This window comes from Trabulsiella odontotermitis (genome assembly GCF_030053895.1).
In the GTDB taxonomy this organism is placed as follows: Bacteria; Pseudomonadota; Gammaproteobacteria; order Enterobacterales; family Enterobacteriaceae; genus Trabulsiella; species Trabulsiella odontotermitis_C.
In genome coordinates this window covers 2,424,043-2,439,697 of record NZ_CP125781.1, presented here as the reverse complement: position 1 = coordinate 2,439,697, position 15,655 = coordinate 2,424,043, and the positions used below count along the sequence as shown (strand labels likewise).

Genomic DNA, 15,655 nt, shown 5'->3' with positions numbered 1-15,655 from the left:
ATCACCATGGATATGTGGATAAGATTTAAGCCTGAAGACTGTTGTATAACTCTTCTTCCTGAGCAAAATGTAGCTGCAGAATAGCCTCAAGCCCATACAAGGAACGTTGTACATCACGAATAATATCAGCTGAAACATCTGTGTTCTGCAGGAGTTCACTGAGTCGACCTAACTTCCTTACTTCCTGATATATTTCCTTGTGGCTACGATACAAAGCAGCAAGGGGGTCATCGCCGACCAGCATTGTCGATAATGAAGGGTACAGATCTTGTTCATCCTGTTGCTCATGAGACAGGATCTTCTGGACCAGTTGTTCATGCAGCTCCTTAAGGAGCATACGTTGCTCTTCCTGATCTGCTAGGGGGAAACGTGCAGCAACTTCAGCCAAACATTGAAGAACAGGTTGTAAATGCTTGTGCTCGTTTCTCAATGTTTCAAGCTGTTGGTTACTTATAGCCTTGTCTAGTGGGCGTGTAACCCGACAGGTCAGCACCCGTAAAGCTGAGAGAATAGCCAGGAGATCAATGAATTCCTGTAAAAGTGCACCTTCAAACGGTGGTAACATACCAAGGGCTGCAATAACCATAGCTATGCAACATAACCCCATTCCGAGCAAGACACTTTGTGTGGCGATACGCATGGAAAGTCTGGCTATTTGTCTGGCATCAACCAATCGGTCTAACTGATCTGTCAGCAGTACGATATCAGCACTTTCTGCTGCCGCAGCGGTTCCCCTTGCCCCCATTGCGACTCCGACCCCAGCTGCTGCAAGTGCCGGGGCATCATTTACCCCGTCACCAACCATCATCGTGCAAAAAGAGTCTGAGGCATCTAATATATGCGCCAGTTTCATCTCCGGGGTCAGTTCAGCCAGAACACGATCGACACCAAGGCCTGTACCAATACTGTCCGCCACTTCCTGCCTGTCCCCTGTCAGCATAACTATCTCGCGCACACCGGCTTTTCGCAACATGCGCAAAGCTCTTGGTGTTTCCAGCCGTAACTGATCAGAGAGCAATAGCCAGCCGACCAACTCCGCATCAATTGCGATCGCAACTACCGTCACATTTTCAATGAACAAGCGCTGACGTGCGGACTCAAACCAGCTACCACTTCTGGCGTGGCTCAGAACAAAATCCAATGTACCAATACATACTTGCTGATCGTTGATTTTTCCTGTCAGACCCGCTCCGGCCACTTCCTGCACTGATTCCGGTATTGGTAAAGAGCCTAAGCCTTGTTCATGTGCCTCCTGTAAAATAGCGCTGGCGATAATGTGACAGGAAAACTGATCCAGACTTGCTGCCAGCCTGAGTAAATCCTGCTGCGTATAATGTGGATTAAGGCTCTGAATCGACGTCAGTTTTGCAGTCCCCCCTGTCAGGGTCCCTGTTTTGTCAAAAAATAGGTGATCTGCCCGAGCCAGTTGCTCCAGTGCGGCACTTCCTTTAATTAGTACCCCTCTCTGTGCAGAGCGGGAAATGCCGGAGACCAACGCCACCGGTACAGCCAGTAAAAGTGGACAGGGGGTTGCGACAACCAGCACAGCCAATGCGCGAACGGGTTCGTTACTCACGGCCCATGCCAGTAGAGCAATGCCAAGGGCAAAGGGGATAAACCAGACGGCATAACGGTCTGCCAGTCGTACTGTTGACGCACGTGACTGACTGGCCTGCTCTACCACACGGATAATACCCTGAAGCGTGCTGTCTTTTGCTGAACGGGCTGCATACATTTTCAGGGCATCTCCCGCATTAATTGCACCACTAAGCATCAGTGCACCAGCCTTCCGGGGGGCGGGTAATGATTCTCCGGTAATTGAGGATTCGTTCAAGACAGCGCTCGCACTCACCAGTGGACCGTCTACAGGAATAGTTTCTCCCGGCTTAACTAAGAGCAAATCACCGGGCTGAATAGATTCTACGGGGATAACCTGAATATCGTTTTTAAGAAGTCTATTCGCTGAACGAGGTGCTTTAGAAAGCAGAGAGGTCATTTCTCGTTCGGCACGGCCCTGAGCATAGCTTTCAAGCAATCTGCCTGTGGCGGTCATAGCGGCAATCACTGCTGCCGTTGCCGACTCTCCCATCCAAAGTGCACCAGACATTGAAATAATCGCAAGGACATCAACCCCAACCTGGTGTTTGAGCAAAGATTTAACCATCTCATAACTTGTTAACAATAACGAAGGAAGAGTGGATAAGATCAACACAATTGTTGAATTGATCCCCCATTGAGCGTTCTGGTTGAAAAAGCTCAACATTAATGCCAACAGGGGGAAACACAACAGCGCGATATCTGACAACAGGTGGTTATATTTCATAAATAGTGTTCCGTTTTTTTCGCGTTCAGAAAAGCATGGGAACCGTGGGGCAGTTATCGTTGAAATGATGATAAAGGAATCATAATAAGTGTGCCAGTTGCTTTCTCATGAAAACCTGTATCATCAATTTTGATATTTGGAGTCAGTTAGTATACCAAAAGTTATTGACCTGCTCCCCGTTGATTAACACACTGATGCCCGTAATGTCTTCATCATCGGTATGAGACCCTCATGAAGATGCTTTTTTCCGGCAAATAAATCATCAGTATCCTCTTCGAGGCTGGAACAGGGATTCTAAGCCATGTGCTTTGCCGTAAGAAGATCATTTCCGACGTCACCTAATGTGGCTTGGTGAATGGATTTTGTCATGGCTGCACTCTTCATCGGTCGTCGGATTAAGTGCCGTACGATCCACGTCGCTTTTGGAATTTCAAGCGTTCAGATATAAGCATTCTGTACAGCATTGCGTTGTTTCGTGGCTATCTGGCGACGATAAGAACCACTCAGGAACCTGAATTTACCTGTCGAGTACTGGGCCTTTGAACATGGTTTGGATATTACTGAGTGCATCTTGGTTTTGAGAAGTTAAGGTTATCATTAATAAAAAGGCATAATATTGAGTGGTCAACCAACCTTAAAAAAAGTGGCTAAATTATGAACGAAAATTTACGTAATGCTCTTCCTCACAAAAACACACCATTTCTACGTGTGCTGCATATCATCGTAGCTGTATTGATTTTATTGCAGATTATTAATTCAAACCTTACCGAAAGCGATGCGCTTAGTGACTATACTCTCACTGGGTTCGTAACATGGTTCCATGTTATCACTGGATTATCACTGATTGTCCTTGGGTTTGTCATGCTTGCATGGATGCTGACACAACGAGGATTTCGTTACTATTTTGCCTGGGTGGTCCTTGATTTTCGAGGTGTGGTTGAAGATATCAAAATGCTGATATCATTCCGTCTTCCTGAAGCTCATGCTGGTGGGATTGCTGCTCTGGTTCAGGGGCTTGGTGTACTTGCACTATTGGGCGTTGCATTATGTGGTGGATTCTGGTTTGCTCTCAATACTGCTCTTGGCACGTCACCTGTGCTGACAGAAACCGTCCTGCATGTGCATAAGTTTCTGACTGTATTTATTGAAACCTATTTCTGGGCACATGGTGCGATGGGGTTGCTGCATATCTTCCTCACCGTTCGTAGCCAAAGGAAAAATCCCGTTACCGAATAGTGCTGTAGGTTTATGATGGATAAGATGCCCTGTAATGGTTGGCTAAAACAGACTATAACCGCGCATTTATCCGTCAATGCATTTTCTATTTATCCGTAATTCCGATGAGTATGCGTATTTGAAGGAAAAAATATATGCATCTTGAACGACATAGTATCGAAAAAGTGGGATGGCTGAGGGCAGCTGTACTGGGGGCAAATGACGGAATTGTTTCGACAGCGAGCCTTGTTCTTGGGGTTGCATCTGCAAATAGCAGTCCTTCCGGTGTTTTACTTGCAGGTGTTGCAGGACTGGTTGCCGGAGCTATGTCAATGGCTACAGGGGAATATGTTTCCGTCTCATCTCAGGCGGATACCGAAAACGCAGCACTTGCCCAGGAAAAAAGGGAGCTGGAAACTGATTATCAGGGAGAGGTGCGGGAACTGACTTCACTTTATATGCAACGTGGACTGGAGCCAGAGCTTGCCCGGCAGGTTGCGGAGCAACTTATGGTCAAAGATGCCCTGGATGCTCATGCCCGTGAAGAACTGGGGTTGACGGATATAAATTCTGCACAGCCCCTACAGGCAGCTGTCTTTTCTGCCCTGAGTTTTTCCGCTGGTGCGGTGTTACCCTTAATCGTGGCATGGCTCTCCCCTCTGAAACTGGCTTTTTTGTTGATAATCCTTTCCACCCTTTTTTCACTGGCAGTCCTTGGCTATATATCTTCGGTTTTGAGTAAAGCCTCTCCTGTCAGGGCGATCATAAGAATTACGTTCTGGAGTACCATGGCTATGCTTTTGTCTATGGGGATTGGTCATTTTGCAGGGCAGGCCCTGCTTTAATGTTATGAAGCACAATTCGAGTACCATCTTACTGGCGATGCTTCGCAAAACAATTTGCAATGCAGCTCCCTTCAAACTCGATTCCTGCTTGCGCCAATACCTGTTGAAGGGGTGATGGAGGGGATTCTCCCCCTCCATTTCAAGGGCAAGGACAACGCTACTTCTGGCAAATTTCCCGGTCGTAAACGCCACCATTGACAACCAAAATTTGTCGTTTCTTCTTTGAAATCATATCAGTCATTATCTTCGAGTCATCAAGAAAGATACCACCAAAGGTTCCTGGTCGTGCATTCTTCCCGGCGATTATAATCAGATCCCCAATATTCAATGCAGCAACTTTATCGTTATTGTAATTCGTATCTTCAAATATGAACTTCAGGCCTTCATCTGAACCGGGAATACCCAATGTTACTACAGGATTTTTTCTGAAAGTAACAGTACCGATACCAGTTATTTTTCCTGTTACCATTAACTGACATTTTTTGAAGTCATTTGTTGCCCTGAATTCATGTTGTTCAAACCGCGCATAAACTTCCCCTGTTGTATACATTCGCGGAAGTATATCGATTATCGATGGTTTGGATGGTTGCTCAGGTTGTTGCTGAGTTACGGTATCAGCATTTACCTTGGCCTTCACTTCGGGGGTTTTAGGCTGATATGGGGGGGGCGTCAGCCCGTAAAGGAGATTGATGCCGTAGGCTATTGCGACGGTTATGACTGCTATTTTAATATAACGTTCATAGGGTGATTTCATTTCGTTCTTCCATGAATTCTATTTTGGTAACATGATTGCCATTGCGGTGTATTTTCATATTGTCTGTTGGGGACTTCACCGTATTACGAATTTCGTTCATTGTTTCTTTCGATAACATATCGCAGCCTTCCATATACATAACCCTACGGGTATCGGTATCTGGTATGTTAGTGAAACTGCTACTGACCCATGAATCAGGTATTTCGATTTCATGTATCAACTTCATATACTCAATGATAAACGTATCTGTCAGGTGAAATCGTCCGACCGTGTATTTTCCTGTATAGGCATTAGAAGAAGATAAAGCTACCCAATCGTTTTTTAAAACCAAAGCCAGCGCATTATTTTCCATGTTCAGATTCCAGTTCACGAATGCGATTGTTCGTCATGTCGATAAGACATTTCTGCTCATTATTGCAGGCGGATTTTTGCTTTATCCATTCTCTTTGAGAAGGGAGTAAACGTTTTCGTGTTTCAGGACTAAGTCTTTTCCAGACAGCATTAAGTTTCTCATCGCTTGCTTCATAACTGGGTGTATCGACATTTGAGGTTACTTTATTGTTTTTGGGGGCCTCGCTGCCGCTGCTATAGAAAACGGGGGCACGTACTCCCTGAGCGTAGTCTTTAGCTGCTTTTTCCCACACGCTTTTCCCATTGGCAGTCAACATTTTTCCGAACTCAGTGGTGTCGAAACTGTAATTGCGGATCTCGCCATTGAAATCCAGCTTCACGTTAACGGCTGTTGACTTCGAAATGCCAGTCAAGAAATCACCAGCTTCGGACCCGAAGGAACAAGCGACTTCTTTAGTATCACTGACATTAGGGCGTAACCCGTGCATCGTGAATCTGCCGTTATCAGTTGTAGCAGTGATATCTACCAGCGGAATGATTGATGAGGATTGCTTTGTCATCGCGAAGCATATCCCCTTCAGATTTACATCCCTGTCCATCCCGAGAAACATCAGTGCGTTTTTGTCGCTGCTGGCGACACCCATTGATTTTGCCTCTGGCAAGAAATACACGGTACTGGAGGCGGTGGTTAAACCTGAAACGAAAACAACACCTGACGCCATGATTTTTAGCGTTTTAATAAGAATTGTCATTCTGGATACCTTCTTTCTTTCGCACTCCATCGTGGACAGAGTATTCATTCCGTGAGTCTTGTTTACGAGAAACACTAACCGAAGAATCATGATCTTACATTGATCTATGAAATCTATCAATATCGTATAATTGATCTGTAAAAACGATCGATTAACATGGGGAGAAGAGGGGGAAGATGCGAAGGGTATTGTTTTTAAAGGGTTTTAAAATGGTTCATATGCTTGGTGTTAACATCGGGCGGCGGGCAGCGGTTAGTCTTGAATACTGCGATTGAAAGACATAACAATCTACTTTGTGCGGGGTTTCCGGCAACCATAGAGGTGTTTCGATAAGGAGCGGTGCAATAAGTACAGTTCGTTGACAGAATGAATACGATGTAATTTTGAACCCTTGCTCTACAACGCTCTGTATCAAGTTTTACGGGGGTTTTATATTGAACGATGCCTGAAGTCTGCTTTAATCGCTCTGACAAGATACAGAGCGATTCATGGCTATATAGCGATGGATTACGCTAACATTTCTGTGGGGCAATTTTACAATGGCACTAACACTTACCTTTATTCCGTCAGTTCATCGATCAGTGTTCGGGGATGATCTAGTCGTTTTTTCGCTTCCGTCATGAACTTGTCTCGGTTGATCAATATGTCAATATGGTCATGCAGTATCAAACCTTCAGATTCAAGAATTTGAATATCGTTGATAGTCTGCGCTTCAACATAAATCTTACCCTTCTTCCAGCCTGAGTTGTTTTCGATAACGATACGCTGTTTATGCTGATCGCGGTATGTGATGGTAAACAAGTTGTGTTTCTTATCTATTCTGGAGCAATCTACGCGCATAATAACGGTCTTAATGTTTGCTCTTATTTTTGTGCGTAAAGGGTTAAGTGCGTCATCAATGTCAAACTTCCTGAACTTGTCCCAACCTTCAGTGTTCATTTGCACGATTGATTCATCGTATAGTCTTTTTTCCACTATCAGACTTTGTTTTTCTTGTTCTAGTTGATCAATTTGCGAAGTGAGGCTATTAATGATCTCAGGGCTTTTAGCTGAACCTATAGCCAATACATAGTTCTCAATTTGCGATTGTATGTCCGCTATTTTCCCTTCTAAACCAGATGGTTGATATTTCGTCTGTAAGAATATTCTATCGGCTATTAGTTGTAAAATCGTCCTTTCAAGGGTGCTTGCCCTGAATCCCCACTTATTACAATCTTGATGTAAATCTCTGGATGCACATTGGTAACGGTAAGCATGTGGATGGTTTTTAAGGGTTGATTTAGCCTTAACCATGTAACATGAGCAGTGCGCACAGTGCAAAATACCAATACCGGAAAGTAATGGTATTTCTGGATTACTCTCGCGATTCGGGGCAAATCCTTTGTTTCCAACTTGGAGCTTTAACGCTTCATATTCATCTTTGCTGATGATCGCAGGGTAATAATCATCCAGAACGTATTCTGCATTGTTTACAGTGATTACTTTTCGTCCATAAATGGCAGGTTCAAGGATTCTGGAACAATGCTGCATATTCCATATACCTTTTGATTTTTTGTTGCCAATAACCGGTCCATCGTAGTTGTTTTTCAGATGTTGAAGGATCATCCGATTTGACCAACCGTCTTGTTTTAACTGGATAATTTTTTTTGCTATGGGGAACAGGACTGGATGCGGATTGACATATCCAGTACTTGAATCTGTCCACCATTTATCCGACCCTAACTCTTTAATTGCGACTACAGGATCACCTGGTTTCCGTTCCTGGTGACGTCTGATCTTGGACAGAGCACTTGCAATGGTGCGGTGTGATTTGGTTGAACTTTCTTCGTTTGCACGGCTGAACAACATCACGCTAAACATCAGTTGCTGCAATGTCTCGGTGTTTACTTCAGTCTGTCTGTAAACCTGTTTATCAATCCCGGTAATTACCGTGATGCCATTAAGTAATAAGCTGGTGAAAAGGTTAACCGCTTGCATGGCGTTCTGGCGTGAGAAGCGATCAAGGGATTCAATCAAGAGGAAAGACCCCTTTGGGATCAAACCGGATTCAACTTGGTCTATGAAATCCGATAAAGCTCCTTCCTGAACGTTTTTACCCTTGTACGCGGATACCCCTAAATCTTGGTATTCCTCGAAAATCTCCAGATCGTACTCAGTAGCAATCTGTTTTGCCATTTCAGCAATGTAGCTCTTCTGACGCTCAATCGAACTACCTTTACCTTGTCGTTCGCTGGAGTAACGGATATATGAATATAAGCGTGGACGATTCATGGTATTGAATTTCACTGGAAGTACTGTATTTCTTAAGATTGTAACATGTGCAGACATTGGTCATCACCTCCTTGGTAATCCATTGGGGCGACAGGTATAGCTGTTTTTACGCCTCAATTCTTAATGAGGTGTATTTTACTTTAGTGTTACCGATGGTCACGCCGAGGATCGCCATCATGGTGAAGCCCAGACCAGTCAGCAGCGCGTGGATGATATACAGCACCGGCGCCACGAACAGGAACAGGAATTCCAGCGGTTCAGTGGTGCCGCCGACGACGCAGGCAATCACGCCAGAAATCAGCAGTCCTTTAATTTTATGACGGTTTTCAGGACGGGCGCAGTGGTACATCGCCAGCGCAGCACCGGGCAGGCCGCCGAGGAACGCCGGCATTTTCCCCTGAGAGAGGAAGCGGGTGGCGCTTTCCGCAAAACCGTGGGTTTCCGGGCAGCTCAGTTGCGCCTGGAAAATCGTCAACGCGCCGTTAACGGTATGTCCGCACACGTCCATGGTGCCGCCCGCTTCGGTAAAGCGGATCAACGCCACCAGAATATGGTGCAGACCAAACGGCAGCAGCAGACGTTCGCCGGTACCGAAGATCATCGGGCCAAAATCACCGGCACTGTTGATCACATGACCGAGGGCGTTGATGCCCATGGCGAAGACCGGCCAGACCAGCGGGATCACCAGACCGACGAGGCCCATCACCACCGTGGTGACAATCGGCACAAAGCGGGTGCCACCAAAGAAGGCCAGCGCATCCGGCAGGCGAATGGTATGGAAACGCTCGTGCAGCATCCAGACCACGATCCCGGCAATCACCGCGCCGAGGATCCCGGTGTCGATGGACTGGATCCCGAGGACGTTCTGAATATTGTTGGCTTTCAGAATGGCGGCGTCGGTGGTCGGCAGAATGCCTTTCGCCGTCAGCCAGAAGTTAACCGCCAGGTTCATCACCGCGTAACCGACGAACCCGGCAAACGCGGCAACGCCTTTGTTTTCACGCGCCAGCCCAAGCGGGATAGCGATACAGAACATCACCGGCAGGAAGCTGAAAGCGAAAGAGCCGACTTTGCTCATCCAGATGAAAATAGCCTGTAACAGCGGCGTGTCCAGCCACGGTAACAGGGTGGTGACGTCGTGGCTGCTTAATGAGCTACCGATCCCTAACATGATGCCGCAGAAGGAGAGCAGCGCCACAGGCAACATGAACGTTTTGCCAAGCTGCTGAAAAAACTCCCACAGAGTGATTTTTGGTGCTGCTTTTGCCGTCATAAAACGACTCCTTGTTATAAAAATAAGCTGTGTGGTGTAACGAAGCGGCAAGATAAAACGTTTTATCAAATTTTAGTGCGAGAGAAATCACATAATCAGTGGATAATAACGTTTATAAAGACCATCCATAGATAAAACGTTTTATCGCTGTGGCAAAGGGAGTCAGACGCAAGACATGGCTATCGCAAAAAAGATCACGATCAACGATGTTGCGCTGGCGGCAGGGGTGTCTGTCAGTACGGTATCGCTGGTGTTGAGCGGAAAAGGGCGAATTTCGTCGGCGACCGGGGAACGCGTTAACCAGGCTATCGAACAGCTGGGATTTGTGCGTAACCGCCAGGCAGCGTCACTGCGCGGCGGGCAGACGGGGGTGATAGGCCTGATTGTTGGCGATCTCTCGGCGCCGTTTTATGCGGAACTGACGGCGGGGCTAACCGAAGCGCTGGAAGCGCAGGGAAAAATGGTTTTTCTTACCCAGAGCGGCCCGGATGGTGAAAACATGCTGCATCGCTTTGAAACGCTGGTGTCACAGGGCGTTGACGGGGTGATCATCGCCGGTTCCGTCGATCGTGGCGCGGAACTGCGCAATCGCGCCGAGGAGGCGGGCGTACCACTGGTGTTTGCCTCCCGCGCCAGCTATCTCGACGAAGTCGATCTTATTCGCCCGGACAACATGCAGGCCGCGCAATTAATCACTGAACATCTGATTCGCCGTGGTCACCAGCGTATCGCCTGGCTTGGCGGGCAGAGTTCTTCTCTGACCCGCGCCGAACGCGTCGGGGGCTATTGTGCCACGTTGCTGAAATACGGTTTACCGTTTCACAGCGACTGGGTGCTGGAGTGTGAGTCGAGCCAGAAACAGGCGTCCGAGGTGATGACCGGGTTGCTGCGCCAGTATCCGACGATCACCGCCGTGCTGTGCTACAACAGCGTGATTGCGATGGGCGCGTGGTTTGGCTTAATGCGGGCAGGGAAACAGAGCGGTGAAGACAGCGTGGAAAGCTACTTTGAGCAGCGCGTCACGCTGGCGGCATTTGCCGAAGTGCCGGAAGCGGCGCTGGACGATCTGCCGTTGACCTGGGTGACCATTCCGGCGAGAGAAATGGGGCAGAGCCTGGCGGAACGCATTCTGCAACGCCTCGACACCGGACAGGTTACGCTGCGTAATCACATCATGCCGCCGCGACTGGTGACCCGCAAATAAAAAGCCCCTCAAGTGAGGGGCTTGTGCAGTACGCGATTACTCTTGCGGCGCATCCGGTGCCTGCAAATTCAGCACTCCGCCAAACATGCCGACAAACTCTTCCAGCGACATTTTCTGACCGTTCAGCGTCACCTGTCCCGCCGTGTATTGCAGGCTGGAGGTGATGCTGTTGTTTTCTTCGGTAGTCAGATGGAACATCTGGCCCATCGCCGACAGGCCTTTCACCTGTTGCTGCGCCAGCTTTGCTGCATCGTCCGGCTTATAGCCTTCAAGGCTTGCAGACTGCGTCATGAACTCGGTCGCCATATCCATCGGGATCACCAGTTTGGTGTCGAGGTTTTTGACGAACATATCCACCTGACCGGCCAGCGTTTGCGGTGGCTGAGTGTTTTTCGCCGGATCCTTCAGGAACAGCGACAGATTAAAGGTGGCTTCACCCTTGCTGTTTTTCCAGCTCAGCGGGGCGACGGTGATCACCGGCTCGGCTTTCAGCAGGATCGGCAACGAGCTGAGCAGGGCTTCTGCCGCCTGTTGCTGATACGCTTCCGGATCGTTCGCAAGATCAGCTTCCTGCAACACCTTCTGGGCTTGCGCGTTATAGGTCTGGTTAAACTCGTGCCAGATAGCCCCGTCGATGTTGCCCACTTTCAGCGTCAGCTTACCGCTGCCCATATCCTGATTTTTAAGTTTCAGGCTGTTGAGCGTGTAATCAATCTGGCTGTTCACGGTTTTACCGTCAGCGGCCAGATCGGCCCGGCCTTCGACAGTCAGGCCTTCCAGTTGCCCAAGGTCAACGCCTTCCATTGAGATCGCCAGCTTATCAAGGGCGATTTTCTGGTTACCCACGTACTCGTCGAAACTGGCACGCTTGCTGGCGCCGTCGGTGGTGAGGTTATCAAGCGTCAGCTTAACCCGCATACCGTTTTCGTTGACGGTCTCGATTAACGCGCTCGGCACGGAGCCGGACAGCGAAAACGCGGTGCCGTCACGGTCCGCATCAAAGGTAAACTCACCGCCGCTCAGCGACAGTTTTTCCTGACCTGCTTCACGTTTCAGCGGCTTCAGGGTGATCAGAGAACGGGTGTCGCCGTTGTAGCTGATGCGGGTATCCGACTCAACGAAAGACTGGCCGTTAGCCAGATCGAACAACGGTTTGGTCACCGCGTTATTCACCAGCACGGTTTTCACGGAGGCCATCATCGGCATCAGATTAAAGGATTTCAGCGCCGCCAGCGGGAAGGGGCCATGATCGATGCTTTCTTTCATGACGATAGTCTGGCCGGGCTTCAGCCAGCTTTGCGTTGCGCCATCGACCGGTTTGATCACCAGGTCAAGCTGGCTTGAGAACAGGCCACGCTGGTAATTCTGATGAACCAGTTCCAGACCCGCCGCAGACGAAGTGCGTTTAATTTGCGCGTTTGCTTGCGCCAGCATCTCAGTCATATGGGTTTCGAGCTGCTTACCGGTATACCAGGCGCCGCCTGTCCATACCACTCCCAGAGCGACAATGATGCCTGCCGCAATCAGACTTTTTTTCATAATGAATGTCCATAAGATATGAAAACAGGCGGAACCGTCCGCCTGTATGAATGAGCTATCGTCAGCAGCTTAGCAATACTGCCACTAAATTTCAGTATTTAGTTTTGCTTGTTAAATACGCGTGCCAGACGCCCGATGCCGCTGATAGCGACCGGCGATTCGGCGGCGCTGACAAATGCAGACTCTCCCGGTTTTAACACCAGACGCTGCAGGCCCTTGCTCAGTACGGCTTCGCCTTCAACGCAGAAAAGAATCGCGGCACTTGACTGCGCCAGCGAGGTTTCCTGCGCGGACAGGTCATGCAGCGAGAAAGCGAAATCGTCGACCGGGATCGGGAAGTCCAGCTCCGGACCGTTTTTCTGCGGCTGCGTCAGCAGTTCCGCCGCGGGCTTGGCCACGAACTTCACGTTCGCCACCAGCTCCGGAATATCAATGTATTTCGGTGTTAATCCGGCGCGCAGAACGTTATCTGAATTTGCCATCACTTCCAGCGCCACACCCTGCAGATAAGCATGCGGTGTTTCAGCAAACAGGAACATGGCTTCACCAGGATTCAGTTTCACCACGTTCAGCAGCAGCGGCGAGAAGAGGCCGCTGTCGTCAGGGTAAAACTCAGCGATCAGACGAATGGTCTGCCAGGGTTCACCCTGCTGGCTGTTCACTGCCGCTTTCAGCACCGCCAGCGCGCGCGCTTTTTCGTCGCCTTGCATCTCCAGCAGGCTGGCGAACAGCTGGCGCAACCCGTCAGCGTTCGGGGATTGCAGGAAATGGGCGATCGCCGGATGGGCACCGGAAACCGGCTGTAGCAGAGAGACTATCTCAGAAAACTCGCGAAACGCGTTCATGGCGAGGAACGGCGTCAGCGCGAACACCAGTTCCGGCTTATGATTGGGATCTTTGTAATTACGCTCGGCGGCATCGAGGGGGATCCCGGCAGCGTTCTCTTTTGCGAAACCCAGTTCAGAGGCTTTTTTGTTCGGATGAACCTGAATCGAGAGGGGCTGCGCTGCGCACAGCACTTTAAACAGGAAGGGCAGTTCACCAAAGCGGGCGGCGACTTTTTCGCCGAGCAGTCCGGCTTTATCGCCATCAATAATCTCACGCAGTGAATGCAGTTTACCGTCCACGCCTTCCACCTGCGAGCTGCTCTTCGGATGTGCGCCCATCCATAGCTCTGCCATAGGCAGATGATCTGGATTGGCAATGCCGTAGAGTTCCGTTAACGCAGTTTTACTTCCCCAGGCATAGTTCTGCACTGAGTTGACGAGTTTTTGCATTATCAAGCCCTGTATTCATAGAGTTAAACTGCTTCTATTAAAGCAATAAACCTGACAGAAGTAACCAGCGTCGACAAAAAGTCGTATTAGTCTCAGTTTTTGTTAAAAAATTGTGTAAAGTATTGGGGCTCGCTTTTTTACAGGGCAAATGGACGATTTGCCTGAATCATAAATAGCCACGGTAGTCAGTGAGAGAACAATGTCGAACAAACCCTTTCATTATCAGGAACCTTTCCCCCTTTCAAAGGATGACACCGAATACTATCTCCTCAGTTCCGATTATGTGTCCGTCTCCGAATTTGAAGGGCAGGAGATCCTCAATGTAGACCCACAGGCGCTGACCCTGCTCGCGCAACACGCCTTCCACGATGCCTCGTTTATGCTGCGTCCGGCGCATCAGCAGCAGGTCGCTGATATCCTGAGTGATCCCGAAGCCAGCGAGAACGACAAATATGTCGCGCTGCAGTTCCTGCGTAACTCTGAAATCGCCGCGAAGGGCATTCTGCCGACCTGTCAGGACACCGGCACCGCCATCATCACCGGCAAAAAAGGCCAGCGCGTCTGGACCGGCGGCGGCGATGAAGCGGCGCTTGCCCGCGGGGTGTACAACACTTACATCGAAGACAACCTGCGTTACTCGCAGAACGCGGCGCTGGACATGTATAAAGAAGTCAACACCGGCACCAACCTGCCGGCGCAGATTGACCTCTACAGCGTTGACGGCGACGAGTACAAATTCCTCTGCATCGCCAAGGGTGGTGGTTCGGCCAACAAAACCTATCTGTATCAGGAAACCAAGGCGCTGCTGACGCCGGGGAAACTGAAAGACTATCTGGTCGAAAAGATGCGCACGCTGGGAACCGCGGCCTGCCCGCCGTACCATATTGCGTTTGTCATTGGCGGCACCTCGGCGGAATCCACGCTGAAAACCGTCAAACTGGCCTCAACCAAATACTATGACGGGCTGCCGACGGAAGGTAACGAGCACGGCCAGGCGTTCCGTGACGTGCAGCTGGAAAAAGCGTTGCTGGAAGAGGCGCAGAACCTCGGTCTCGGCGCACAGTTTGGCGGTAAGTATTTCGCGCATGATATCCGCGTGATCCGTCTGCCGCGCCACGGTGCCTCCTGCCCGGTCGGTATGGGCGTTTCCTGCTCGGCAGACCGCAACATCAAGGCGAAGATCAACCGTCACGGCATCTGGCTGGAAAAACTGGAAGATAACCCGGGCAAATACATCCCGGAAGCGCTGCGTAAAGCGGGCGAGGGTGAAGCGGTGCGTGTGGATCTGAACCGCCCGATGAGCGAAATCCTCAAACAGCTGTCGCAGTACCCGGTATCCACGCGCCTGTCGCTGACCGGCACCATCATCGTCGGGCGCGATATCGCCCACGCGAAGCTGAAAGAGCGGATGGATAAAGGCGAAGGGCTGCCGCAGTATATCAAGGATCACCCGATCTACTACGCCGGCCCGGCCAAAACGCCGGAAGGGTATGCCTCCGGTTCGCTGGGGCCAACCACCGCCGGGCGTATGGACTCCTACGTTGATCAGCTCCAGTCGGAAGGTGGCAGCATGATCATGCTCGCCAAAGGCAACCGCAGCCAGCAGGTGACGGACGCGTGTCATAAGCACGGCGGTTTCTACCTCGGCAGCATCGGTGGCCCGGCGGCGGTACTGGCACAGGGCAGCATCAAAAGTCTGGAGTGTGTGGAATACCCGGAACTGGGAATGGAAGCCATCTGGAAAATCGAAGTGGAAGATTTCCCGGCGTTTATTCTGGTGGATGATAAAGGCAACGACTTCTTCCAGCAGATCCAGTCATCGCAATGCACGCGATGCGTGAAGTGATCGGT

General features: G+C 49.7%; 11 protein-coding genes and 2 pseudogenes. 5 read left to right on the top strand and 8 right to left on the bottom strand.

All coding sequences use genetic code 11. The annotated features are described in order from the left end of the window. Nucleotides 1-25 precede the first annotated feature (25 nt). A complete protein-coding gene (locus tag QMG90_RS11635; protein WP_016537360.1) occupies nt 26-2,323 on the bottom strand; it encodes a heavy metal translocating P-type ATPase in 2,298 nt (765 codons plus the stop codon). A gap of 328 nt (nt 2,324-2,651) precedes the next feature. On the opposite strand from QMG90_RS11635, the pseudogene QMG90_RS11630 reads away from it, so the two are divergent. From QMG90_RS11630 to QMG90_RS11620, 3 genes and pseudogenes are all read left to right on the top strand, one after another. Next, nucleotides 2,652-2,882 (top strand): annotated as a pseudogene (locus QMG90_RS11630) (IS3 family transposase); the annotation flags it as partial. A 95-nt stretch (nt 2,883-2,977) separates the two neighbouring features. Continuing rightward, entirely contained in the window at nt 2,978-3,559 is a 582-nt protein-coding gene (locus QMG90_RS11625) for a cytochrome b/b6 domain-containing protein (protein ID WP_001004932.1), read from the top strand. A gap of 134 nt (nt 3,560-3,693) precedes the next feature. Then, nucleotides 3,694-4,383 (top strand): VIT1/CCC1 transporter family protein, encoded by a 690-nt coding sequence (locus tag QMG90_RS11620; RefSeq protein ID WP_000549951.1) that lies wholly within the window; start codon nt 3,694-3,696, stop codon nt 4,381-4,383. A 157-nt stretch (nt 4,384-4,540) separates the two neighbouring features. Here QMG90_RS11620 and QMG90_RS11615 read toward each other — a convergent pair whose 3' ends face one another. From QMG90_RS11615 to malX, 5 genes and pseudogenes are all read right to left on the bottom strand, one after another. Further along, nucleotides 4,541-5,137, bottom strand: coding sequence for a hypothetical protein (locus QMG90_RS11615; protein ID WP_016537359.1), 597 nt, complete (start codon nt 5,135-5,137; stop codon nt 4,541-4,543). Next, nucleotides 5,121-5,489: a hypothetical protein gene (locus QMG90_RS11610; protein ID WP_000429602.1), complete on the bottom strand. Its 369-nt coding sequence runs from the start codon at nt 5,487-5,489 to the stop codon at nt 5,121-5,123. The genes QMG90_RS11615 and QMG90_RS11610 overlap by 17 nt, the downstream gene beginning before the upstream one ends. Beyond that, on the bottom strand, nt 5,479-6,240 hold the full coding sequence (locus QMG90_RS11605; RefSeq protein WP_176450293.1) for a lysozyme inhibitor LprI family protein: 762 nt from the start codon (nt 6,238-6,240) through the stop codon (nt 5,479-5,481). The genes QMG90_RS11610 and QMG90_RS11605 overlap by 11 nt, the downstream gene beginning before the upstream one ends. Before the next feature lie 558 nt (nt 6,241-6,798). Further along, a complete protein-coding gene (locus tag QMG90_RS11600; RefSeq protein ID WP_013096884.1) occupies nt 6,799-8,568 on the bottom strand; it encodes a recombinase family protein in 1,770 nt (589 codons plus the stop codon). Nucleotides 8,569-8,653: 85 nt separating this feature from the next. Beyond that, nucleotides 8,654-9,784, bottom strand: a pseudogene (gene malX, locus QMG90_RS11595) (PTS maltose transporter subunit IICB); the annotation flags it as partial. Nucleotides 9,785-9,959: 175 nt separating this feature from the next. Between malX and QMG90_RS11590 the strand changes: the two are divergent. After that, entirely contained in the window at nt 9,960-10,988 is a 1,029-nt protein-coding gene (locus QMG90_RS11590) for a Mal regulon transcriptional regulator MalI (RefSeq protein WP_283279779.1), read from the top strand. A 36-nt stretch (nt 10,989-11,024) separates the two neighbouring features. On the opposite strand, the gene QMG90_RS11585 is transcribed toward QMG90_RS11590, so the two are convergent. Then, nucleotides 11,025-12,527, bottom strand: a complete 1,503-nt coding sequence (locus tag QMG90_RS11585; RefSeq protein ID WP_283279777.1) for a YdgA family protein — start codon at nt 12,525-12,527, stop codon at nt 11,025-11,027. Between the two features lie 98 nt (nt 12,528-12,625). Beyond that, the gene (gene manA, locus QMG90_RS11580) at nt 12,626-13,804 is read right to left on the bottom strand and encodes a mannose-6-phosphate isomerase (protein WP_283279775.1); all 1,179 of its coding nucleotides are present in this window, start codon (nt 13,802-13,804) and stop codon (nt 12,626-12,628) included. Between the two features lie 199 nt (nt 13,805-14,003). Here manA and fumA point away from each other — a divergent pair, with 199 nt between their 5' ends. Next, nucleotides 14,004-15,650, top strand: a complete 1,647-nt coding sequence (gene fumA / locus QMG90_RS11575; protein ID WP_283279774.1) for a class I fumarate hydratase FumA — start codon at nt 14,004-14,006, stop codon at nt 15,648-15,650. Nucleotides 15,651-15,655 lie beyond the last annotated feature (5 nt).

What these genes read in the sequence shown, in the direction of transcription:
- QMG90_RS11635 (WP_016537360.1), bottom strand. Translation starts at nt 2,323, where the DNA reads ATGAAATATAACCACCTGTTGTCAGATATCGCGCTGTTGTGTTTCCCC.
- manA (WP_283279775.1), bottom strand. Translation starts at nt 13,804, where the DNA reads ATGCAAAAACTCGTCAACTCAGTGCAGAACTATGCCTGGGGAAGTAAA.
- QMG90_RS11585 (WP_283279777.1), bottom strand. Translation starts at nt 12,527, where the DNA reads ATGAAAAAAAGTCTGATTGCGGCAGGCATCATTGTCGCTCTGGGAGTG.
- fumA (WP_283279774.1), top strand. Translation starts at nt 14,004, where the DNA reads ATGTCGAACAAACCCTTTCATTATCAGGAACCTTTCCCCCTTTCAAAG.
- QMG90_RS11620 (WP_000549951.1), top strand. Translation starts at nt 3,694, where the DNA reads ATGCATCTTGAACGACATAGTATCGAAAAAGTGGGATGGCTGAGGGCA.
- QMG90_RS11600 (WP_013096884.1), bottom strand. Translation starts at nt 8,568, where the DNA reads ATGTCTGCACATGTTACAATCTTAAGAAATACAGTACTTCCAGTGAAA.
- QMG90_RS11605 (WP_176450293.1), bottom strand. Translation starts at nt 6,240, where the DNA reads ATGACAATTCTTATTAAAACGCTAAAAATCATGGCGTCAGGTGTTGTT.
- QMG90_RS11590 (WP_283279779.1), top strand. Translation starts at nt 9,960, where the DNA reads ATGGCTATCGCAAAAAAGATCACGATCAACGATGTTGCGCTGGCGGCA.
- QMG90_RS11615 (WP_016537359.1), bottom strand. Translation starts at nt 5,137, where the DNA reads ATGAAATCACCCTATGAACGTTATATTAAAATAGCAGTCATAACCGTC.
- QMG90_RS11610 (WP_000429602.1), bottom strand. Translation starts at nt 5,489, where the DNA reads ATGGAAAATAATGCGCTGGCTTTGGTTTTAAAAAACGATTGGGTAGCT.
- QMG90_RS11625 (WP_001004932.1), top strand. Translation starts at nt 2,978, where the DNA reads ATGAACGAAAATTTACGTAATGCTCTTCCTCACAAAAACACACCATTT.